This window comes from Aquimarina algiphila (assembly GCF_947494415.1).
Classification (GTDB): Bacteria; Bacteroidota; Bacteroidia; order Flavobacteriales; family Flavobacteriaceae; genus Aquimarina; species Aquimarina algiphila.
Genome location: NZ_CANLVC010000003.1, coordinates 84,767 through 107,876, shown reverse-complemented (window position 1 = coordinate 107,876; position 23,110 = coordinate 84,767). Strand labels below are relative to the sequence as shown.

General features: G+C 32.7%; 24 protein-coding genes. 3 read left to right on the top strand and 21 right to left on the bottom strand.

Going from position 1 to position 23,110, the window contains the following annotated elements; genetic code table 11:
* Nucleotides 1-108: 108 nt before the first annotated feature.
* The 16 genes from PQF96_RS06380 to PQF96_RS06305 form a co-directional block, all read right to left on the bottom strand.
* On the bottom strand, nt 109-855 hold the full coding sequence (locus PQF96_RS06380; protein WP_271765465.1) for a hypothetical protein: 747 nt from the start codon (nt 853-855) through the stop codon (nt 109-111).
* Between the two features lie 283 nt (nt 856-1,138).
* Nucleotides 1,139-2,998, bottom strand: coding sequence for an IPT/TIG domain-containing protein (locus PQF96_RS06375; RefSeq protein ID WP_271765464.1), 1,860 nt, complete (start codon nt 2,996-2,998; stop codon nt 1,139-1,141).
* Nucleotides 2,999-3,267: 269 nt separating this feature from the next.
* A complete protein-coding gene (locus PQF96_RS06370; RefSeq protein WP_109434743.1) occupies nt 3,268-3,537 on the bottom strand; it encodes a hypothetical protein in 270 nt (89 codons plus the stop codon).
* Between the two features lie 474 nt (nt 3,538-4,011).
* Nucleotides 4,012-4,695 carry a hypothetical protein gene (locus PQF96_RS06365; RefSeq protein ID WP_271765463.1) on the bottom strand — a complete coding sequence of 228 codons (684 nt, stop codon included), beginning with the start codon at nt 4,693-4,695 and terminating at the stop codon, nt 4,012-4,014.
* 18 nt (nt 4,696-4,713) lie between these two features.
* Nucleotides 4,714-5,850 carry an ankyrin repeat domain-containing protein gene (locus tag PQF96_RS06360; protein WP_109434746.1) on the bottom strand — a complete coding sequence of 379 codons (1,137 nt, stop codon included), beginning with the start codon at nt 5,848-5,850 and terminating at the stop codon, nt 4,714-4,716.
* Between the two features lie 81 nt (nt 5,851-5,931).
* A complete protein-coding gene (locus PQF96_RS06355; protein WP_271765462.1) occupies nt 5,932-6,306 on the bottom strand; it encodes a hypothetical protein in 375 nt (124 codons plus the stop codon).
* A gap of 391 nt (nt 6,307-6,697) precedes the next feature.
* On the bottom strand, nt 6,698-7,843 hold the full coding sequence (locus PQF96_RS06350) for an NAD-dependent epimerase/dehydratase family protein (RefSeq protein WP_271765461.1): 1,146 nt from the start codon (nt 7,841-7,843) through the stop codon (nt 6,698-6,700).
* 155 nt (nt 7,844-7,998) lie between these two features.
* Nucleotides 7,999-8,250, bottom strand: a complete 252-nt coding sequence (locus tag PQF96_RS06345; RefSeq protein WP_271765460.1) for a hypothetical protein — start codon at nt 8,248-8,250, stop codon at nt 7,999-8,001.
* A gap of 61 nt (nt 8,251-8,311) precedes the next feature.
* Entirely contained in the window at nt 8,312-10,819 is a 2,508-nt protein-coding gene (locus tag PQF96_RS06340; RefSeq protein ID WP_271765459.1) for a glycoside hydrolase family 3 protein, read from the bottom strand.
* Nucleotides 10,820-11,124: 305 nt separating this feature from the next.
* A complete protein-coding gene (locus PQF96_RS06335; protein ID WP_271765458.1) occupies nt 11,125-12,090 on the bottom strand; it encodes a hypothetical protein in 966 nt (321 codons plus the stop codon).
* A gap of 149 nt (nt 12,091-12,239) precedes the next feature.
* Nucleotides 12,240-13,067, bottom strand: a complete 828-nt coding sequence (locus PQF96_RS06330; RefSeq protein ID WP_271765457.1) for a carboxypeptidase-like regulatory domain-containing protein — start codon at nt 13,065-13,067, stop codon at nt 12,240-12,242.
* A 152-nt stretch (nt 13,068-13,219) separates the two neighbouring features.
* On the bottom strand, nt 13,220-14,314 hold the full coding sequence (locus tag PQF96_RS06325; protein ID WP_271765456.1) for a serine hydrolase domain-containing protein: 1,095 nt from the start codon (nt 14,312-14,314) through the stop codon (nt 13,220-13,222).
* Nucleotides 14,315-14,376: 62 nt separating this feature from the next.
* A complete protein-coding gene (locus PQF96_RS06320) occupies nt 14,377-15,150 on the bottom strand; it encodes a hypothetical protein (protein WP_271765455.1) in 774 nt (257 codons plus the stop codon).
* Nucleotides 15,151-15,166: 16 nt separating this feature from the next.
* The gene (locus tag PQF96_RS06315) at nt 15,167-15,697 is read right to left on the bottom strand and encodes a DUF1572 family protein (protein WP_271765454.1); all 531 of its coding nucleotides are present in this window, start codon (nt 15,695-15,697) and stop codon (nt 15,167-15,169) included.
* 44 nt (nt 15,698-15,741) lie between these two features.
* Nucleotides 15,742-16,104 (bottom strand): hypothetical protein, encoded by a 363-nt coding sequence (locus PQF96_RS06310; protein ID WP_271765453.1) that lies wholly within the window; start codon nt 16,102-16,104, stop codon nt 15,742-15,744.
* A 157-nt stretch (nt 16,105-16,261) separates the two neighbouring features.
* Nucleotides 16,262-16,711 (bottom strand): GNAT family N-acetyltransferase, encoded by a 450-nt coding sequence (locus tag PQF96_RS06305; protein ID WP_271765452.1) that lies wholly within the window; start codon nt 16,709-16,711, stop codon nt 16,262-16,264.
* A gap of 143 nt (nt 16,712-16,854) precedes the next feature.
* Between PQF96_RS06305 and PQF96_RS06300 the strand changes: the two genes are divergently transcribed.
* A complete protein-coding gene (locus tag PQF96_RS06300) occupies nt 16,855-17,196 on the top strand; it encodes a hypothetical protein (protein ID WP_109434758.1) in 342 nt (113 codons plus the stop codon).
* Nucleotides 17,197-17,334: 138 nt separating this feature from the next.
* Here PQF96_RS06300 and PQF96_RS06295 read toward each other — a convergent pair whose 3' ends face one another.
* Both PQF96_RS06295 and PQF96_RS06290 read right to left on the bottom strand, forming a co-directional pair.
* Nucleotides 17,335-17,769, bottom strand: coding sequence for a hypothetical protein (locus PQF96_RS06295; protein WP_271765451.1), 435 nt, complete (start codon nt 17,767-17,769; stop codon nt 17,335-17,337).
* Nucleotides 17,770-18,260: 491 nt separating this feature from the next.
* On the bottom strand, nt 18,261-19,010 hold the full coding sequence (locus tag PQF96_RS06290; protein WP_271765450.1) for a response regulator transcription factor: 750 nt from the start codon (nt 19,008-19,010) through the stop codon (nt 18,261-18,263).
* 266 nt (nt 19,011-19,276) lie between these two features.
* Here PQF96_RS06290 and PQF96_RS06285 point away from each other — a divergent pair, with 266 nt between their 5' ends.
* Both PQF96_RS06285 and PQF96_RS06280 read left to right on the top strand, forming a co-directional pair.
* Nucleotides 19,277-20,083 (top strand): RNA polymerase sigma factor, encoded by an 807-nt coding sequence (locus tag PQF96_RS06285; protein ID WP_109434761.1) that lies wholly within the window; start codon nt 19,277-19,279, stop codon nt 20,081-20,083.
* 1 nt (nt 20,084) lies between these two features.
* Entirely contained in the window at nt 20,085-20,528 is a 444-nt protein-coding gene (locus tag PQF96_RS06280) for a hypothetical protein (RefSeq protein WP_109434762.1), read from the top strand.
* A gap of 44 nt (nt 20,529-20,572) precedes the next feature.
* Here the strand turns inward: PQF96_RS06280 and PQF96_RS06275 are convergent, their stop codons facing one another.
* The 3 genes from PQF96_RS06275 to PQF96_RS06265 form a co-directional block, all read right to left on the bottom strand.
* On the bottom strand, nt 20,573-20,992 hold the full coding sequence (locus PQF96_RS06275) for a DUF1801 domain-containing protein (RefSeq protein ID WP_271765449.1): 420 nt from the start codon (nt 20,990-20,992) through the stop codon (nt 20,573-20,575).
* Nucleotides 20,993-21,085: 93 nt separating this feature from the next.
* Entirely contained in the window at nt 21,086-22,222 is a 1,137-nt protein-coding gene (locus PQF96_RS06270; RefSeq protein ID WP_109434764.1) for a sterol desaturase family protein, read from the bottom strand.
* 162 nt (nt 22,223-22,384) lie between these two features.
* Nucleotides 22,385-23,014: a LysE family translocator gene (locus PQF96_RS06265; protein ID WP_271765448.1), complete on the bottom strand. Its 630-nt coding sequence runs from the start codon at nt 23,012-23,014 to the stop codon at nt 22,385-22,387.
* Nucleotides 23,015-23,110: the final 96 nt, after the last annotated feature.

Below are 23,110 nucleotides of genomic sequence, written 5' to 3'. Positions count from 1 at the left end.
ATCAGACATCGGGCCTCCATCTTCGGACATTAAGGTTGGAGTCAGAATGTGGAGGTAGGTATGAGTTGTATAGGCACAGATTGTAAATCTGCGTATCGGGTGATGAGGTTATTCATTCACAAATACTGGTTTTTCCTCGTTGTCATGTTCATATAAATATACTACACCATTATTTTCGAACCCCTTTTGTTTTAACGTATTTTTTATGTCTTCAGAGTCGAGCACAGTATGTAAAGCAAGAGCTGCAATAGAGTAAACGGTTTCTTGTATTTTAAGAAAGATATCTAATTCAAAATCAAATGCCCAAGCAATTTCGTCAAATTCTTCGCTTAAAATTGATCCAAGCGCTTCTTCTAATTCAAAATCTATTGGATGATCAGATGCATAGCTTCCATCCTGAAATTCTAAGTATTTTGGTTTCTCCAGATTGATTTCGAATTTTGGTTCTTTAAAGGCAATACCAGAAAAACTTAGATTTGAATTATATTCGAATAGAAGACCATTGAATGATTTATATTCTTCTTTAAGTTCAAAACTTGTTAATGAAGATTCGATTTGTTCTTTAATAGACTCAGTAATTTGCTTTAAATCTATTGTATTCAGGTTTTTAATTGCCGTATGTATACAACTATTCATCTCATCTCCACCTTCTTTTAATGTAGCAATTGATTCGCTGTAAAATGAATTTATAAAATTTTGGTTATGAGTTTTATGACTTTCTAATTCGAGTTTAGCTGTTTCTTCTATAAGATTGGTTTTATATTCTTCTATACTTGATTTTATAGTAGCACTTTTGAGATACTCTAGATTTGTACGTATAAGTTCTCGGTAATGTTCTAGAATTTTTGAATTCATATTTCTCTATTTTTTCACATATAATGTTATGAGTATGTGTCGTAATAGGAGAAAATGTTACTTCGAAAGTTTGAGAAATTCATAAGGCGAACATTTATTGCTCTCTCTTAGACATTGATTTAGATTATATCTACTACTGTCACCCACTAGTCTAAGACTAGCGGTATTGGATAGTAGTTAGCTAAGTTTTGAGATTTTGATGGAGTTCACAGATTACAAATCCGTACCATCAGGTGTTATTGGATTACATACAAATGTATTATATACTATGTTGTTAAATAGTTTAGGCAGGCGTGGGTACAATATCGACCCATACCACTAGATAAGCATTTGGGTCAGATGCCGTATTCATTGTTAGCAGGTTATGACCTAATCGATCCTGAAGAGGAAAACCATAACCACTAGTCAATTGACTAATGCTGCCAGCATAAGAATTATAATTTTTGCTATCACTTTGCGCTCCGCCAAAATAAATGTTGTTTCCACCAGGTGTGGATGAAAAAGAAATCACTGTTCCATCAGGCATAATACCTCCCCACCATTCTGTACTTGATAAGGATCCTATGGGTACGTTATTGCTTTTTGCTGTACTACCAACATAGCCAAAGTTGAGCCCAGCTAATAGATCACCTACTACTTGTCCGTAGACATCGTTAGTTATTCCTGTAGTTTTTGGATTAGAACCTAATGTATAAGGGGAGTTGCAGCCGTAAATTCCTGTTTTATCATTTAGGTCATCAAAAGTAATGACAATATTTCCACCGGTTGTTCCAACTCCGGGGCCTTGTTGTACATTAGGAACACCTGGAGCGCAACCATTTCCAGAATCTGCATTGGGAACTAAGGTTACATTGCCTTGAGTATCAAAACTTGCTGTATAATCATAGCTTTGAGCCTGTGTAGAAGGAGTTCCTGATGGTTGATGTCCTGTACCGACATACGTTCCTGCGATTCTCACTTTTTTATTTACTAATACGGTTTTGAGATAGTTTGTAAAGTCGTGATATAAACCATCATTTCCTAATTGCGGACTGATCACACGAGCAAATGCTGCATTGGGTAATTGGTCCGCAGGTTTGGGAAGAACCGAACCATTTTTGGTTGAAGCGACTGCTCCTGTAGCTGTGGCCATATCAAAACTACTACTGCTAATCTGATTTTTATTAGTAGCATGAGGGGCATTGAATGTATTTAGTGATAATGAAATGGCAGTAAAATCTATATAAGATAAATCTACATCCATTTGTGAATCTTTGATCGTGGGTTCAAAGTATTGATACCTTAGATCAAGATTAGGGTTCTTGTTTGCATCTGGAGTGTAATTAGCGCTCATACCAGTGATTGGACCGCCCATACTGATATAAATCCTGCCAGAAAAGGTTTTGATTAATACTGCTGGGACTCCATTTGGCAAGCCATCTCCAAATCTTGTTCCACTAGTGATCTCTTGCAAACTGTAGGCGGTGTTTGGAGCCAAAGACTTTAAAGTACCCGAATTATCGTAATATTTTCCATCCATGCTTTGATCACCGATGAATTGAATGTAAGTGTCCCTTGGAGTTTCTGAAGAAAACAATAATGGTACGCCATTATTAGCAGCCTGATGATATGTGAATTGAGCGGCATTGACCTTTGGCGAATTATTACCTTGCACAACTACTTGCACATCTACAGTTTCAGCATTTGGAGCTATAGGGTTAGTGACCGTGATCTTATTGTCAGATAGTACATGAATTTGGGTTGCACCAAGAGCTTTAAAATTTACAGCAGAAGCTCCCGTAAAAAATTTTCCTTCGATAGTGATGGTTTCACCCCCTTGAACTGAAGATGCACTAGGGTGAATTCCTGTTATCTCTGGTAAATTATAGTTAAATTTTTTAGGTGCGATTATAGGAGTACTTCCATCAATTAATGTCACCGAAACCGAACCTGGTACTCCAGTATTAGGATTGACCATGGTCATGATAGTATCAGATACAATTTTGATCTTGGTAGCTCCTGCATTCCCAAAATTCACGGCAGGGCTGTTAATACTATTGAAACCTGTTCCGGTGAGTGTGATTAAATTATTTCCTATCAACGAACCTTCTGTTGGACTGATAGAAGAAATTGTAACATTAGTTATTGTAGTTTTCTTTTCCATATTTTGCATGTTTTTTGTGCTGATTTAATCGAGAGCATTACTTATAAAATGATATAAACGATATATATCCTTTTATTTATTTTTATAATCGTATACTAGTCGAGTAGTATTCATATAGTTGCTTCTAGAATTTTGATATTTCCTGAAATTCATACAATTGTTAGATTTTGGAAATACCTTGTATGTAAACTTTTCTGGATTTAAGGTAATTGAGAGTGATGTAAGACATCACCCTCAGTAGTAATTTAATAGGTTATATTTTTTTAATTTCAGTCACCAACCGCTAGAAAAGCGAATCCACTATCAATCAGATTTCCTTGTAAGTCGGTAACCAAAACCTCGCATGTATTTTCGGCCAGAACATTTACAGAGCATAGTACTCCGGTTCCCCAAGGAGTAGCGCTTACGCCTGGTGATTGAGAAAATGGTTTCTCATAATTCACAAAGTAATTTCCTTTTCCTTCTCGTGAAGTTGAAGAAATACCAGAACCCCCTTGATTGGTTCCATCATTATTGACAAGTACATAAACAGATCTCATATTTAAAATTTTATTGGTTAATAATTTTTAAGAATTTTATGGGTAGATTTCATCCTTGCAATACCTATTGGGAAAAAAACTACAATGACTTTTATTTCAATTGCATCCCTTTATAAGCTGAATTTTTAATAGCCGAATTATAGATTTTAGGTTCATGATCTAATGCATTTTGATTTAATTTATGGGCGTGCTTTAATAATTGATTTTTCACTTTTTTATAATTTATAAACCTATACTAGATGGATAGTATCTGTTCATTTTTTTATAAAAACTGATCTGATTAAAAATAGGAAAGAAGTGTATGAGAAAATATTTCATTGTATTTCATGGGAGATAGAAGTCAGAGGTCAGGAGACGGAGGTCGGGAGTGAGGTTTGAGGAGTTAGGAATTTGGTTTGAGGAGTTTGGAGTGAGGAATGAGTTTTATAGACACGGATTGCAAATCTGGGTTGGGCTACTTTGTTGGTTGCAGGTTTATTCTTTGGTTAGATCTTTTGCTGTTCCTCCTATAAAATAATTTTTAGTCTGTAGGTTCCCTTGTTTTATATAAAACATTTGGTTTAAATAAACTACTTGAGAAAATAATTCTTTTTTTGTGAGTAATCCTTGTTCATAATACTCAAAAATGGTAAAAAATTCTTTTTCATAAGATGTTACAGGATTATCATTTGAAGTTTCAACTTCTTTATGTTCAACATGATCTTTTTGATCAGGAATAGGGGCTTTGGAGGAACTGTTTTTTTCTTTTTTTAGTTTATCTTCAGATGATGAAGTAATTTTTAGCTTCTCATTTAAGAATTCAATAAATTTAGCTAGTTCTTGAGCTCTGTTAGTATCTCTATAGTTAAACTCAATTTTTCCGTTTTCGACCCAAACAGATTCAAAATAACCATGACATTTCTTCCCTATTAATTCAAGTTGTTTTTCTTGCGAAATTAAGTCAATATCAAATACATAAATATAAAAGTCTTTTACTTCGGATCTATCTATTAACTTCAGAATTGAATTTCCGTGTATTATGGAGTGTCCACTCCAATTAGCATGAAACGAAAGTATACCTTTATTTACTTTTGTTATATCAAATTTATTAGGATCTGTGACATATATTATTCTTGAAGAAGTATCTTCTTTTATCCCTTTATAAAAATGCTTATTCATACAAATTGTTATGATCTTTTATTTTTCTAATAGATTTATAATCTCTTTATTTTTCATAGCTATGGCTAATGATAAGGGCGTATGACTTTCTGCTTCTACATTTTTATCGGCTCCATTTTCTAATAAAATGCGAACGATTTCTTGATGTCCCATTTCTGAGGCTCTGTGCAAAGCAGTAAAACCTCTATTGTCCTTAGCATTTAGATCAGCTTTATTTTCAATCAAAATATTGAGATGTTCAACTTTATTTGATTGTACAGCATTCATTATTGGGGTTGCTCCTTCAGTTGATTTTGTATTTGGATTAGCTCCTTTGTCAAGCAACAAACTTAATACATTTGAGTCAGCGGTTATTGCCCATTGTAACGTTGAAAGGCCATCTCCCGCCAAACAATTAATATTAGTATTTCGATCTAACTCTAGGTTTATTTTATCTAGTTCACCTCTTGCAATTGCAATATGTAATAAAGAGTGGGTTCTTAGTTTTAACGCTGTTTTATAGTTAAAGTCCTCTCCAAAATATCCGAAATGAGCCATGTTTCCATAAGTAGAAAAAGCCCACATTCCTGCCTGATCTGTATTGCTTGATAAGTCTTTTGGAATAGGAGCGGGGACTGTTTCATTTAAAGAATGACTATATAGTAAAAACATCAAAATGGATTCAGTCATTTTGGATGATTCATTATCAGTGAATTCGCCTGTTATTTCAGTTATTCTTAATTGGTTTTTTTCTTGAGTCGTTTTTGCAACTACAAAAGCTTCTCTCAACCAACTTCTAATAAATAGTAAACGATCATTAATAAAATAAATCGCCCATTTGTTTTCCATTGTTGATGGATTAAACAAAACACCCTCCTCAAGTTTTTCATCTGTTGAAATCGTTAAATCACTGGAAAATGTTCTTTTGGATTTGGGTGAATACTCTGTAAAAGCTGTTCCGTCTTCTTGACCATAAGAAATAGCATTAGTAGCCATTTTAGGATCTTTTGAAGTTGAAAGCATATTTTGAGAAATTGGTCTTAAATCTAAAATTTTCAAACCCCAAGGGTTTTGTTCTGGATTAATCCATTTCAAATTGTATTCACTGGTTTTCTTTTCTTCTTGCTCAGAACTTTTTTTTTGATTCCCTCCAAATAGTTTTTTAAAAAATCCCATAAATTTTATTGATTGTTTATAACGTTCTGTGAATAATATTTTAGTTACCTCAAAGAATAGCTATGCTGTTTCTGTAAGTTTTTATTTAGTTTTATAAAAATCTCCATCTTTCCAGATTCTCCTGCCTTTATACTTTCCACAAAAATCATAAAGTTCGATAAATTGATTTTGATAATCCCTACTATGTCGGAAAACCTGTATTTCTCTATCAACAATCTTAATCCTTCTAAATATTTTGTCTTCTGAAGAATCCATAGATACAAGAAATACAGATTTACGTTTTAATATAACTTTTCCGTTAGAGTTTACCAGCTTATCTATCAATATAACTTTTTTGTGTGGTAATTTCCAAAACAAGAATTTCCGTTCTCTTTCGATTGTTTCTGTTTTGAGCACTAGATTTTCTGTTTCACAACCTATATGTTCGGTTAAATGATCAATTTGATTGTTAAACAAAAACAAGTGAAATACTAAGGTGAATAATGTGATATTGATGTCTACTACTTTTTAATTAGTGCTAGCGATTTGTGAATGAAACGTAGCGAGTAAAAAGATACTATATTTTGGATTAAGCACAGCGTCTAATTTTATATTTTGTTTTACTTATTTATAGACATGGATTATGAATTAGTGTCATCTGGGTGGAGAAGACCGAAGACAAAGATTACAAAAACATCGGGCATCGAGCTTCGTACTTTGAGCGTTAAAATGAGGGGCAGAAGTCAGGTGTTGGGTGTTGGAAATTAGATGTTTAGAGATTACAAAATCATTGGATATCAGGTTACTGTAAATTATGTTTACAATTTAGTTCAATAGTTTTTCAAACATTAGGCGATTTTGTAAAAAACTACCTCTGTCTAGAAACCCACTTTTTGATTATTTCTTTCTCATGTTCTAATGAATAGTATTTCACCTGACCATCTGATTGTTTTCCAAAAATGATATCGTTTTTTGGATATCTGTATTTATATCCCTCTATCTGGTCCTTTATCATATCAACTAATGGTCTATGTACAAATCCTGCTTCTACGGCCTTTTGTACATTAAAATAATATGAGCCTTCTGGTTTTGGCTTCCAGAAAGGGACTACTTTATATGGTATAAGTCCGTTTTTAATTAAAAATTCACCATCGATCCAATATAATTTCTCTGGCATTGCAGTAGCATGAATAAGACTAGAAACATAATCTTTAAATGGCGTTGGTTCGCAGGCAATATTAAATTCTCCAAAAGTATTTTGATGAGAACAAAGCACAATAAAACTCACCAAGCTTTTAACATCAACAGCTTGTATATGATGATTTTTTACATGAGGTAATAATATTTCGCCTCCTCTGTAAAAGCGTATAGGCCAAAAAGGTTCGTCTATGATATTGCTTGGATCTACACTTCTAAAATCTCGCATTCCATGAGATCTGTATATTGTATAATTATCTATTTGTTCTCGTATGGCTTCTTCGGCAAACGTTTTACGAAGTGCATAACGATGTTTCATTCCTTCTGCAATAGATTCAGGACGTTTAGGCAAAGATTTTAAAGGGTCATTTTCAGTAATAAATTTTTTGTTCCAATTACCATAAACAGAAATTGATGATATGTAGTGATAATGACCTATTCTACCTTTAAATTCATCCAAAAAGTCGGATATCGCCTTTGGTGATTTTTGCCAGGTATCTACAACAATATCCCAATAGGTGTCTTTGTATTTTTTGTCGATTGCTTTTAAACCTGCTTTATTTTCCTTTTCCCTATCACAGATTATGATGGGTAAATTGTTGAATAAATGTGTATTTGTCTTTCCCCTATTTAAAAGTGTGACCTCATAGCCAGAGGTTAAAAATTCCTTTACTATACTAGGCCCAAGAAATCCTCTTCCACCTAAAATCAGCACTTTTTTGGAATTGTCATTGTGTATTCCAAAAACATCAGAAGGACTTAGGAAGGTAAGTATTGAAGCAGCTCCTACAGTCTTTAAGAAATCTCTTTTATTCATGTTTTATTGCTTTTAAAGCAAAAAAAGGGATTTAAAAGTGGATATGGGAAGTCCTTAATTAATCTGTACTGATTTCTTTTTATATTTTTCGGGCGTTTCTATCTGTTTTCTTCTTAAGGTTATTGAAGAAGGCAGATTTAGAACTAAAGCCACACTCATAACCCAACCCTTCCAATATTAAGTTGTTGTTTTCTCTTTTTCATTTTGGCTAATGCAGTAACGCTTTTTTTAAAATTAGGTATTTGATAGGTTCTGGCCACCCTCATAATATGGTCATATAATTCTGATAAAGACCATCTACCTTGAGAAGGGCTTATAGATATTTGTTCACTGTCTGTTTTTTCTAACACTATTAGACATTCACTAGCTTTTTTATTGAACTTATCTATCGCCCTTAATTTCTTCATATTATCATGAATTACAAATAAATCGCCTTGCCTGTGACATTTTTATGGTAAAGCAAAAAAACTATTTACCATCGCACCCGGGCTTAGCATCAAGATCTGATGCCAGGCGAATATTGCTTAGCCCAATCTCGACACCTTCTCCAGCGGTAATCATTAATGCAGAGCTAATTTTGGTCATATCAAGACCAAGATTATCAAAGCAACTTAGGCTTATTCGATATTCTTTCCAATCATTGGGAGCGACGATGATATTAAGCGTTTTATCACACGGAGCGTCTGGACCACACATACCAATTTGTAGGGCTGCGTCGCTGGCTGTAAATGATTTTGCTGAGAACGCAAGTTCCATAGCACCATTGGATTGGCGAGACATATCACTTGGTGACGCCGCACTAACCCGTATTTGGTCACGATCTGATTTTGTCCATTGTATTCTTAATGCATCTTCTTGCGCATTGTGGTCGGTTTTACTAATTATCAACCCGCCTACAGATGTAGGGAAACTACCAATTTGTTTGACTAAATCGCCTGAACTTAACCATAATCCCCAAGGTGCAACAGGAGCTCCTTTGCTAAAAAACTCACCTGTAGAGACTACTTGACTATCTTCTAAGCCTGAATCTTCTGAAAGCTGATCAACTGTTGCAGTATCGGTATAAGAAAGACCATAACCCAGGGTAAACAATGGTTTAGCGTCTTCTGATACTACAGCACTCGACGGCCATGAGAATGATAAACGACCTGTGAAATTATAAGAAGGGTCTGTTTGAAATAACAGATCTGAGATACCTCCTCCTTCACTACCAGGCAACCATGCTGCGATAAATGCATCTGACTGGTTGATTTCTGGGTTAGTCCATAACGGACGACCAGATAGAAAAACGGATACAACAGGAATGCCTTTACTTTTAAATTCTGTCAATGTATTTACGTCAAAATCATTAGGAACAAAGTCGAGATTTTCACGGTCCCCCTGAAACTCTGCATATGGATTTTCTCCATAAATGGCAATTACAAGATCGGCAGTTACGCTTGTGTCTGCATTGGCAGAATAAATTACTTTACCACCTGCTTTGTTAACGACTTCTTTTATACCCTCTAGTATTGATTCACCATTAGGGAACTCATTGTTGGTATGACCTGTACCTTGCCATGACAATGTCCAACCACCACATGCCTTGGAGATGCTTTCTGCTCCGTCGCCAACAACCATAATCGTTTTTGTAGCGTCTATTGGTAAAACGCTATTATTATTTTTAAGCAAAACCATGGACTCACGAACAGCTTGTCGTGCTATGGCTCTGTTTTTAGGAAGCCCCAGAAGGCTTTCATCTCCTGCATTTTTACGAGTACTTGGTGCACCTTTGGTAAATATACCCGAGGCAATTTTTACTCTAAGAATACGGCGTACTGCATCATCCAAACGAGTCATAGGAATTGTTCCGCTCTTTACATGTTTCAAAGTGCTTTCATATAAACCTTTCCAACTATCGGGAGCCATATACATATCCAGACCTGCATTAAGTGATTGTGGACAATCTGTATTGGTACAGCCAGGAACTTGACCATGACCGTTCCAGTCACCAACCACAAAGCCATTAAAACCGAGTTGACCCTTTAAGACGTCTGTTAACAGTTCTTTGTCACCATGAAGTTTTCTGCCTTGCCAGCTAGAGAAAGAAGCCATTACGGTTTGTACCCCTGCAGGTATTGCACTATAATATCCTGCTGCGTGCACGTCACGTAATTCTGTTTCACTAATAAGAGCATCTCCCTGATCGACACCTTTTTCTGTAGCGCCATCAGCAAGAAAGTGTTTAGCGCTTGATATAACGCGACCAGCTCCCATAAAACCTTCTTCACCAACACGGCCTTGTAGTCCATAGACAATGCGACTTCCATAGGATTTTACTATTTTAGGGTCTTCAGAGAATCCTTCATAACTTCTACCCCAACGTGTATCTTGCGGTATGGCCAAAGTTGGAGCAAAGGTCCAATCGTGACCAGATACAGTAAGTTCGTGAGCAGTTACTGATGCAATTTGCTCAATTAAGTCAGGGTTGTTCATCGCACCAAGTCCAATGTTATGTGGAAAAACAATAGCTCCACTAAGATTTGTATGACCATGTACTGCGTCTATTCCCCATATACAAGGTATAGCAATCTCAACACCTTCTTTATCAATCGATGCGTTGTAATATTCATCAGCCATTGCCAACCAGGTTTTGGTATCAGCATATGGTAAAGGTCCTGGTGCCGAATTACCACCACTTAATACAGAGCCTAATCGATATTGCTTAACCTCTTCTGGAGTAATAGATCCATTATCTGCCTGGATGACCTGACCAACTTTTTGTTCTAACGTTAGTTTTGGCAGTATTTCATCAATTTGTGCTTCTATCGATGGGTCTAGCGGCAGGGCTTTGATGGTTGGCCAATCTTTTGGATTTACAAGGTTGGCTGATTTTTCTACATCTGTAGTATTCTTTTTTTGAGTACAGCTTAAAACTAAAATAGAGAGCATAACTAATAGTGAGATAGATGAGGTCGAAGACTTGATAGTACGCATATTAAAAATTGGTATTGGTTGTGGTTAACATAAAATAAATGTGTAAGTTACATTTTTTCTTAGTGTATGTAAAAAAGTATGATGGAGTTATTTTGAAATGTTTTTTTTGGATTTTGTATAATGTTCTTGCTATGATTGACATTGGGTTTAAAGGCATATCTGTTGGTTAAAAATTAATCTACTATATTTTACTACGATTGGGTATTATAGATACGGGTTATAAATAGGTGTTGTCTAAGAATAGAGATCATATGTAGTTAAACATAGACATATGAATTACAAATTTAAGAGATATTCATTATTCTTTATTCTTTTTTAGGGCTTGTATACAGTCTATTCCTTTTATAATTCTTGAGCTTATCATTTTTTAAATCTATCCCAATAAGTGATGCCCAAAAGGCGTCTGTATCAGGAATAAACTCATATGCAATATATAAATTTTCGGTTTCCATAGATATAGGTACAGGAAGCATTTTGGATATTGAATATTCATTAATTATAGAATCAATAGGATTCTTATTTTTAAATAAGTAAAAACATTCTTTCTGAATTTTGTTATTGTAAATACCAAATGACACAAAAGAAATGGTATCAGTATTCTTTATCATTTTATAATGAGCGTAAACATTGGAGGGATGAAAAGAATTTTTAATAAGTGTTTTTGCTAAGTATGTAGAATCTTTTTTAAATACAGAGGTTTTACTTAAAACAATATCATTATTAGACATACATAAGTAGTCTTCATCTTTATTAACAATCTTGGTTTTTTCATATGTAGCAATCACTTGACTTTCTAATTGATCAGAGAAATACTCATAATTTTTTCTAAATAATGTATCTATTCTTTCTTGATTATCATTTAATATTATGATTGTATCCAAACCCCTTACATCAAAATATTTTTGAGCTACTGATTTTTTAATTTTATACCTTTCGTGATCCTCAGTTTTTGATATTAACTCTCCTATATAGTCTTCTGTATTTCTATGAAATGTATTGTGGAATGAATCAGGTACAGCTTCATTAAATGCTATAGAGATGTAATAGTCATCTTCTCCATACATCTTCTGCAACATCCCAATATAGATGGATTCTTCTTGTTTATACTCTGAATTTATTATATCGCTAGTTCTTTCTGGAGTTTCAACAGTTTTATCCTCTTTTGTTATAACAATTGAATTATCCTTATTTTGGTTTTTAATTTCCTTAGTACAAGAAATGCCTAAAAAAGATAGAATTATTAAAAGGTATTTTAATGTATTTGTACTCACGATTTGTGTTTGGTTTATTGTAGAGTTTTCTAAAGGAAATATTCTGTATAATCCAAGATAATAAATTGTAATGAATTAGAAATTAAGAATTCATAATTTGAGATTCTGAGATAAGTTCAAAGTGATAAGTAAATTATGATATATGTTTATCAGTTCAGACCATTCGATTTTTTATATGTGTTGCTTTTACCCTTAATATACTCCCAGATCTGTAATGGATTTTTGGTATCTGATGGTTTAGGGAAATCTGTTTGATGAATACAGAAACTAAGAAAATCTTCAATGTGAGTTTGTGGTATTCCTAGTTCTTTAGAATAGGCAACCGTTGGAAACATATTGGCTATTTGCTTTTCTATTTTGATATGTTCATCCAATACCAACCGGTTTTTAAGTGCTTTTGTTTTTCCCGAAATCCTATTCATGATTTTGTGAGTATTTACTGTGATTCCGACTCCAAAAGGACTGCCTTGTAGTTTTACAAATTTCCCGTCATCTGCTTCAAAAAGCAATCGTTCGTTTTTGGTTTTTACCTTCACTTTTGCTTGGGGTAATCCTAAAGAAGAAGAGTTGATAACAGGTTTGCTGTCAAACCGTTGAGCATCGAGATGTATGTTGCCGGTTAAATTGTGTGGTTGTATTGTAACTTCATCCAGATCGATAACTTTTTCTTGTAGATCGATAAAAATCATCTTTTGATGTAGCATAGCCTTTGTTACCATAATTTCTTTTGTTGAGTAATGGACTGCAGAAAACTGTAAGGTGTCGTTTACGTTAACTTCTAGTTTAAAAAGTCCTTTTGCATTGGTAATCGTGGTTTTTTTGTTGTTAAGGTTAATGATCAAAACATTGGAGATGTCATGATTAAGGCTTTGAACCTTACCTATTAGCTCTTCGACATGTTCCTGGGCACATCCAATAGATGAGGTCAATGAAACAAGTAATAATCCAAAAATCTTAAATAAGCGATCATTGCTCACATTTTGGGTATTAAGGTTTTATAAAAAACCTTAAAATTTTGGAGATGTTGCAATGATGATATTAGGTGAGAGATAGGGTTTGGGGTATGAAATGCAACATAAAAAGATACAAAATGTTGGTTTGACAGGTGCTAGCTAAAGTATGTACAACGTTATTTTTTTTTCACAAATGTTGGCAAGAATATATCTTTCATTATTGCAAATGGTAATTTATCTTCTTGTGAATTATATGCACCCCCTGTAAATACAGCCACCATATCTAATGTAGGAAAGATCATAATATACTGTCCGCCGTTACCCGTTGCGGTTTTAGAAATAACTATTTTCTCTTCTATTTTAAACGGAATATTCCACCAGAAATATCCATAGTCAATTCCTGTTATTTTTGTTTTCGGAGTGGTGGATTCCTCAATCCACTTTTGAGAAACAATTTGTTTTTCATTCCATAGACCGTTGTTGAGTATCAATTGCCCAATTTTTGCCATATCGCGAGAGGTCATATATAACCTTTTTCCTGAAGGGATAATCTCCTTATCTGAAGTATGCCCCCAATGTACATTGGTAATACCTAAATCATTAAATACATATTGATCTGCGAATTTGTCAATTGTCATTCCAGAAGCTTGACTTATTATTTCTGCAATCAGAATTGCACCCATAGAACAATAATTGGATACCGCTTCTGGCTCATTGATCATAGGTAAATTAAGTGTATATTGAAGCCAATCTTTTTTTCTGGAAACTTTATCTTCTTGCCCTTTTGATTTTTTATTCCAATCGTTACAATCAAGTCCGCTAGACATAGTTAAAAGGTGTTTGATTGTAATTTTTTCTTTTCTGTCGTCAATATTTTTGGTGACAATCGGGCTTTTAAGATATTTTGATATTGGGTCATCCACACTAGCTATAAATCCCTTATCGATAGCAATTCCCATTAGTATGGATCGTATACTTTTTGTTGTAGAACGAAGATCGTGTGGTTGGTCTGCAGAGGTTGTATTGAAATACTCCTCAATAATTAGCTGATCATTTTTTATCAATAAAACACTATGTAGTTTGTTTTTTTGATTGAGTATTTGGCTGAATAATTTATATATCCTTGTTGTATCTATTTTTTGAGACTGTAAATTGTTCGTTTTCCATCCATCATTAAGTTCTTTTGGTTGAGAATATAGGTAGGTGTTTTGTCCATAGCATAGTGTACTTATCAATAAGGTGAAAAATGTTAGTGTTGCTATGTTTCTCATAATAAATGGGTAATGATCTTGATCCAGGAATCAAGATCGGTTTCTATATTTAATTTTATGTATTAAAGAATACCACTTATAAAAATGGGTTCTATCATTAAACCTTCATATCCTGGTCTCATACCATAGGCTATAATTATTATCTTGTTCTCACTATAAAAATAGACGCTACCCACAAAATAATCTCTGTAACATTGATTGAATTTTAATTGGTTTTCAAAATCAAAGGCTGATTTATCAGATTCGTCAGTGATTTTTAAACCAAATTTTTTAATACATTCAGAACAACCCAATCCATCTTCATTAATAGTTAATTCATCCACAATCATTGTGGAGAAATTAATATTAAATTGTTGGGAATCTGCCGTATTTGTAGTTCTAAATCTTTCACTACTTATAGGAATACTTAATTTACTATATGATTCTGGATTACTTACGCAGTCATTGTTTTTTAATATGTACTCGTGAATAGGTTGATAATATGCCAAATAACCGGTATTGCCTCTTATTATATTGTACTTATCAAGAAACTGGTTATTAATAGCAATCATACTTTTTAGTAGATCATTAACAACGAGTTTATTTGAGGCACCAGGAGTTACGGGTTTGTATTCTTTTTCTAATTCGAACGCATCTATTATTTTGTTTTTTTTGACATCAACAATAACAAATCTTCCTTTCCAAGTATAACTTTCACTGTATGGGGTATAGGTATATATGGCTAGAAAATTACCTGAATCTGAAAAACCAATCAATCTTGCATTAATAATATTTTCTGCATTGCAATTTATTTGAAATAGTACAATGATGATAAAGGAATATATAATTTTTTGCATGTTGATATAATTGAATTTATTTAGAATTTTTCTCAAATTCTAATCGGATATATTCGTTCGATTTTCCTTTTGGTATTGAGGGTGAATTCCATTTTTCATTTAAAACCATTTTCCCAATAAAAGCAATTTGACCGATATGATATGGGTAATGAGCAATTTGTCTAGTTATGCTTTCAATTAATTTGACTTTTTTATTTCTTATGAGAATTGGTTTGTGAAAATTACTTTCATTAATAGAACCTAAAGCATCATAAAGACAATTCCATCCTTTCTCCCATTTTTCAATTAATTCTGAATATGTTAAGTTCTGAGTCTTAAATTCACTTTCTCGATCTCTCCACTCTTTTTCTCCGTCACTCTCAAAAAAATCTGTCCATCGGGATAACATATTTTCTGATACATGGATCATTATACATGCAATATCATTACTTCCCTCATTATATTTCCAATACAAATCTTTCTCTGTTAATTGTGAAATTGTTTTATCTGCAACTTCCTTATAGGATTCGAATTGCTTATTTATATTGTTTAGATATTCTTCTATCATTAGTCCTTACTTTATTTCTGTTTTTTATATAATGTTAGACTTTATTACTGATTTTTCATCGCATCCAGATAATAATTATAACCTTCTAGCTCTTCTTTAGACACTTTTTCTACTTTCAACAATACGGGTTTATCCATTAAGAATCCTTCTTTTGCCATAGGAGCATGCCCGATTAGGAAATTTAAATCTGCAGAGTTTAAGTCGTTTGGTTTGGTTTTAAATTCATCAGAATACATTCTTATATGCACTGCAAATTCATCTAATGCTAATATTTTTGATATACTATAAAATCCATTATCATTTTGGGTTATATAAAGTCCGCCCACTACTAAATCATTAGATTTTTCGGAACAACCTGTCATCACGAATACTCCAATAATTAATATTAGTTTTGAAATAATTCTCATACTACTTCTTTTTCTTAAGTCTACCGTTTAAATAAACTCAATTGGATTATTTTTTATTGATTTTATATAGCTAATCTACCGTAAGATTTACTATAATCCTAATGAAGAATTATAATCAATTTGCAATGTTTTTCTAGTGAAGGATAAGAATACTTTATTATAGAGATTTCTTAAAACCTTTATGCGTTGAAGAATCAAAGCCTAATTTTTCGTAAAATTTAATAGTATCGCTTCTATCAGATTCGGTTAAGAAGATCATTTGCGAGCACTCTCTTTTTTTTGCGTTATTTTCTAATTCGCTCAAAAGGCTTTTTCCTATTCCTTTTCCTCTATGTTCTTTACTCACAACAAAATTTTCCATAACGAGAAATGGTTTACATGCTCCGTACAATTCTTCACATATAACACCTTGTATGGTCCCGATTATTTCTCCGTTCATTTCTGCACCTAAAAAAATGTATTGAGAATCTTTTGAAACCCTCTTAAAGACTTCTTTCATTTTTGTGAGGTTCATCGCATCATCCCAAAATAGCGAATAGAGTTCTGCTACTTGATGTAAATCAGTTTCTTTGAGCCTTCTTATGGAGTAATCTAATTTGGTATTCATAGATATAAGTCTTGATAGTCTTAGAAGAGTGATTTTTCCTTCAAAATTAGGATAAAAACCCCATGTAAATTAGGTAAAAGACGGTTGTTTTTGTTTGGTTATAGATTTTATTTTATATCAAACAAAAACTAAATATATTTATTATGACAACAATTGAATACATCAAAAAGTATGACATCGCCTATTATGGAGGAGGAAATAATAGTAAAAATTATGCATATAGAGCAATAATAGGACTAAGAAGAGATAACGGCAGCTTAATCGGTGCTGCTTATTTTCATAGAGATGCATCTACTCTTCCTAATACAGATTCGATGAGTGGTTCGGGATACATTTATGTACATTATAGCGAATCAGATCTTGAACGAATTGTAGATTTACTTCGTAACGAAGAACCTGTTTATGTGCGATATGTACCAGGTTGGGAGATGGCTTCTATTAATACATCATTAGAACCCATAGGAGAAGAAGAGTTTAACGGGTAAAAGTCAGAGATTTTAATAAGCGCGGATGTTGAAGTCCGCGCTGTTATTAAATGGTATTTTATTTAGTAGCAATTTCTATTCTTAAATCTAACAATAAAAAAGTTATTGTTTTTGTATAATATTGGGTTAGTAAGAGTTTTATTTCTTTTCTTCTAAACAGAACATTTGTTGAAGTTCTTTTGCGCCACTTTTTACATTTTTAGTTTCTCCAAAGTACCAACCTCTTTCAATTATGCATTGACCTGCAGGGGCTTGGTCAGCAAGAGGATAACGCCCAATACCTGGATGAGTGTCAGATTTTGCAATAATAGCCATATTAATTCTTTCAACACATTTAGTGTCCGAATTCGATTTCCAAATAATACTTGAGCCTCTATAAACTCTACCTAATTTGTTATCTTGATACGTACTACCATCAGAATAAACAAATTCGCAAGCTCCATAAATGTAAACATTATAGCTAGCTGGTGATACGTTTGCTATTTCAACAGTGGCAAGCATACCACTTGTGTTAAAATCTTTGGGTTCAATTACAAGGTTTTCTAGTTCATCAAACATTTTTTGATTTTCCATTTTTACTCATTTTTAGTTTTATACCTACTCCTGTTTAAAGTGTGTTTTCGGTTTATTCCCACTTTTGTCATACACTACCTAAAAATGAAATAAAGAATATGTATAACCTGTTGTGCATTTAGGAAAATAATTATAAAAAAAAACGTCAATTCGAGTGTTTTGTCGTAATGACCTCTCGACTGAGCTCGAGGTGACGGAAGACAAAATGTATCGAGAATAGCTTTTTTAAACCAAAATCCTATTCTCGATACACTTCTCCTAAAGTCGAAGCACTCGAATTGGAGGTTTGATTAAAAAAACATCTAAATGCACAGCGGGTTATGTATACTTTTATCTTATCCATACACATTTACTTATTTTTAAATACAGAATATTGTAGGATATGTTTATTTTAAAACAAACATGGTATACAAATGACTAATTCATTTTTAAATACTTGAATCAAAAGAAGTTATTATACCAGGGTTTATCAATACCCGATATTGGGTATTTTAGTTTTTAAAAGCTTTAAGAAAGGCTAAGAAGTTACTTTTATTCTGGATTTTTAATTTAGCTTTTGTATTTTTCCAATGGGTTCTTACCGTATGAAGAGAGATAAATAACTTTTCGGCTATTTGTTGATGCTTTTTGCCTTCTGCAATTAGAGATAAGATTTGTTTTTCTCGCTGAGTTAGTAAATGATATTTGTATTCATTTTCCAGGATAAATTGTTCTTGTTCTATAGATTCAATAAGGAATTTTAAGGTAGATTTTATGTTTTGACAAGGCAGCTTGATGATCATATTTCCTTCTTGATCTACTCCTTCATAAATAATTTTACTTTTTTTATAACCTCGGGTATTTTCAACTGAATTAGTAAGCCATTGTCTTGCTTCTTGCTCTGTAGTAAAATGTCTTGGAACAATGCAGGACTTTGTTTTTTCGAAAGAATTGATTACACTAACATGCGCTAAAATATCTTTACTAACTACAAAAGCACATTTCTTGTTACCGTATGTATAGCAAGGTTTATTAACCATTTCTTCAATCCACATCTGTATAGTTTGATCTAAGTGCAAGGTGAATTTTTGTTGTAACCATAATGTATACATTGGTCTAAACTCCTCATAAAATAAAGTATAGGCTAGCATTTCTTTTTTAAAATCATTGATACAGTCTGGTGAATTATACCAATATTGTATAAATAGACTGTTTTGGACTTCATAGGTAATCGCTAGATATTTCCCCTTGTAGATTTTCATTTAATTTTAACTAACAAAATGATATAGTACAATATGTTAGCATTATATCTATTTTGCGTTTGTAACCCCTTGTAAATGTGTTGTATAAAGATACACTGCTATTTTTTCTTTTTTTTACGGGATTCCATATTGAAGAATGAAAAATTTAAAGACACGAACTGAGCGTACCAAATTACTTTGATGTTATAGGTTTATTCTTATACATTACTTTTTTCTATACTATTTGTCACACTTCGTATCTTTTGAATGTCTAACTTATAGAAGATATGAATGAACATCTAAAAAAACGTATTGAAAAAGCTAATTTGGGTGATAGAAAAGCACTTGAATCGGTTATTATTGAGGTTAAAGATTTGGTTTATAATCTTTCTTTGAAAATGTTACTATTTCCAGAAGATGCAAAAGATGCCACACAAGAAATACTAATCAAAATAGTAACTCATTTAAGTACTTTTAACCATAAAAGTCAATTTAGAACTTGGGTGTACAGAGTGGCTACCAATTATTTACTATCCTACAAAGGAAAACAGGCGAGAGAATTTGCAATGCCATTCGAAGACTATTCTGATTTAATCGATTTGGGGCAGTCTGATATCGTTAAATATTCTAAAAACGATGGTGAACTTTTACTGTTGGAAGAAGAGGTTAAAGTGAGTTGTACACAAGGACTTCTTTTGTGCCTGAATGAGTTGGATAGGATTGTTTACATATTGTCAGATATTCTTGAGTTTAATAGTATTGAAGGCTCAGCAATAGTTGCAATTACAGCCGAAAATTTTAGAAAAAAATTATCTAGGTCAAGAGCTAAAATCAGAAATTTCATGAACAATAAATGTGGTTTGGCAAATCCTGATAATCCTTGTCGTTGCAAAAAGAAAATAGATTTTTTAATAGACAAAAATATGATTAATCCTAAAGATCTGAGGTTTGCAAAAAGTTCAAATCGCAGTATTGATTTGGTACAGAAGATAGGTGTTTTAGAAAAATCAGTTGCCATTTATCGTTCAACTCCAGATTTTCCAACTCCTCAAGCCATATTAGAAGAAATTAAACAAACATTAAATATTAATTGAAGTGAGTAACACTAATTTTAACCTAAAACAATTCATCATTATTACGTTGATAACAAGTATTTGGATAAATGCTTCTGAAGTATTTCGATACTTCGTTTTAGTTATGTCCAGAATAAAATCATTTTTTGAAAACAAAGCTGGTATTGCAGAAATGGATGTCGGTATTTTTTCAATTTGGGGGTTATGGGATACGCTCTTGACTGCCGTTTTGGTATTTACATTTTGGCTTTATACACAAACATTTGAGAATACTTTAAAATCTGTTTTGATTGCCGGTACCATAGTATGGTTGGCTGTGTTTGTGATTTTTTGGGTTGCAACTGCAAATATGGGTTTATCTGATTGGAATATTCTGCTAATTACTCTTCCTTTAAGCTGGTTAGAAATGGTTGTTGGTGCCTGGATTGCTTTCAGGTTATATGCTACAGGTCGCTGGGTGAATTAGTTTGTGTATGTTGTGGGTAGCTTTTAGAAAGAAATGACTCATTATTATGCGCCCAATAGCGGGAGATGTTTTATTTTATGATATGTCAATGCCATTGCAATACACTGCTTTAATTCTTGCTCTGGTATTGTGTGTTTTAGTTTAAACACAATAGCTCTGTTGTTTTCAAATTCAAAAACACCTTTATAAATTGTTTTGAAAGTGGGAACTAGTTTTGAAGTGCATTTAAAATATATGGCATATTGTTCGGGGTTTTTAGATTTCCAATCTATTCTTAAAGTGCTTCCATGTTTAGTAAGATAACTGGGTTCACCCCATTTAAGAGTTTCTTCAAGTGTATTAAGTCCTTCAATATTGGATGCTGTCTTTAAAATCAATTCTCTTAGATAAAGTAATTGTTGTTGTACTGATGTAGGGTAATTATTAAAAACGTCATTGACCTTAGGGTTGCTGATTAGTTCCATTGGGCTTTATTTATAATGATATATACCAATTTATATGTGAAAATACCGTTTTTAATTCTTGATTTTAAATCACAAATAAATTTTCATTTTATTCTAACGTTCACTAGGGTTATCCAAATTGTTATCATTAGCGGGATTTTTATAAAAAGGAAAAATAAATTGTTTTATAAATCCTTTAGGAAATTGAACATCACCCAATCCAGTACCTTCTGGCCATTCTTTTCCCATAGGATAATACGTTCCAAAAATCATATCAATGAAGGGGAAATGAATAGCAAAATTTTTATCATAAGCTTTTGGATCATCAGAATGATGCCAATGATGATATTGTGGAGTTACAAAAACATAACGTAAAAACCCAAAATTAATCCTTGTATTCGAATGGGCTAAAACGGCTTGAATTGCTGCTATTACAATATATGTTGTAAAAACAGAAGAACTAAATCCACAAATGTAAAGAGGTATAAATGTAACGGCTCTTACAGCAATAAGATCAACAAAGTGAGTTCGAGAGCCTGCTAACCAATCAATATCTTTAGTTGAATGATGTACAGCATGAAATCTCCATAAAAATGGAATTTTGTGAAAGAAATAATGACCAGACCATTGAAAAAGATCTGATACAAAAAGGGCCAATAATAATTGTGGTAAAAACCAAATACTCTGTACCCATTCATGAATACCAGATAGACCTAATCCAGAAAAGGCAACAACAGCAGGTAATTGTACTAAAACACCTGTGACTTGAATCAGTAGATGGCCAATTACAAAATATACAAGATCAGTTCTCCATTCGGGATGAAACTTTGTCTGCTCTAACCTCTTAGGTAAAAATAATTCAATAGGAATGAAAATAACGGCAGAAAGAAGGATATCCAGTAATAACCAATCTAGACCTATTGTAAATGATTTTGATTCTATTTCTTTAATTTCAGGAAGTCCCGATGCTAAAAAAATGGCAATGGCTAAAATAATGATGGCAAGAAAACCTAGTTTGGTTTTTTTACTCAATAAAAAACTAGTTAGACTGAATAAAAATGAAAGTACAAGTACACTTAAAAATACCCATTTAATAAAATTTGGGGTATATAATTCTCTAAATTCACTGGTGGTAAGATACTCGGGAAAATAAGCGCAAATTGTTGCTCCCAGACAAATGATTGCCAAAAAGATGGCTAGATAACCGCTTATTTTTCCTTCTCCAATTTTTAAACGTTTGTTTGTATTCATAAATAATTAAGTATAATAGTTTTATATGAAAAATATAAACCTTTCAGATTAGATAAATGTATTAAAAAAGAATGAGTTTTAATTGTCATGCTTCTTGTCGGTTATTTTTTAGTGCGCTAAGTGATGTGAATTTATTTTTCTTTCTTGATTAGAAGTTTCAAATTAAGTGTTTGTACGTTTTACCATAGACAATAGTAAACCACTACATATTAGTAGTGTTCCGATAATTTTATTCTGTAAATGAATTTTCTCTTGATCTTCGAGATATTTCTTCAATCTTGATGCAAATTTGACATAAACAAATAAGCAAATTCCATCAATGATCAAATACGTGATTCCAAGAATAATAACTTGAGGAGCAAATGCTAGGTTTTGGTCAATAAATAATGGAAAAAGAGCAGCAAAAAATACAATTGCTTTTGGATTTGAAGCAGACATAAAAAAACCTTCACTATATAGTTTTAAAAAGCTTTTATTTTGATTGTTTTTTTTAAACTCTCCATATTTGGGAGCAGATATGATTTTCATCACTCCCATATAGATTAAATACCCAACACCTACCCATTTTATAAGACTAAAAACTTCTCCTGAAGAAATTACTATGGATGCTAAACCTAAAGACGATAAGACTATTTGTATAGCATTTGCAGATAAATCACCCAATATAGTACCTGTTGTTTTTTGTGCTCCATGGCTCATACTATTTGCTGATGCCAAAAGAACACTTGGGCCTGGAGTCACTCCAATAATTAAGACCGTACCGATAAAAGAAATCCAAAGTGTTGTATTCATATTACTATGGCTTTTGTACAAAATATTTGTATGCTCTAAAATACAACAACTAATTTTATGTTCAATAGACAAAAAATGGTTGATGTTATACACCCC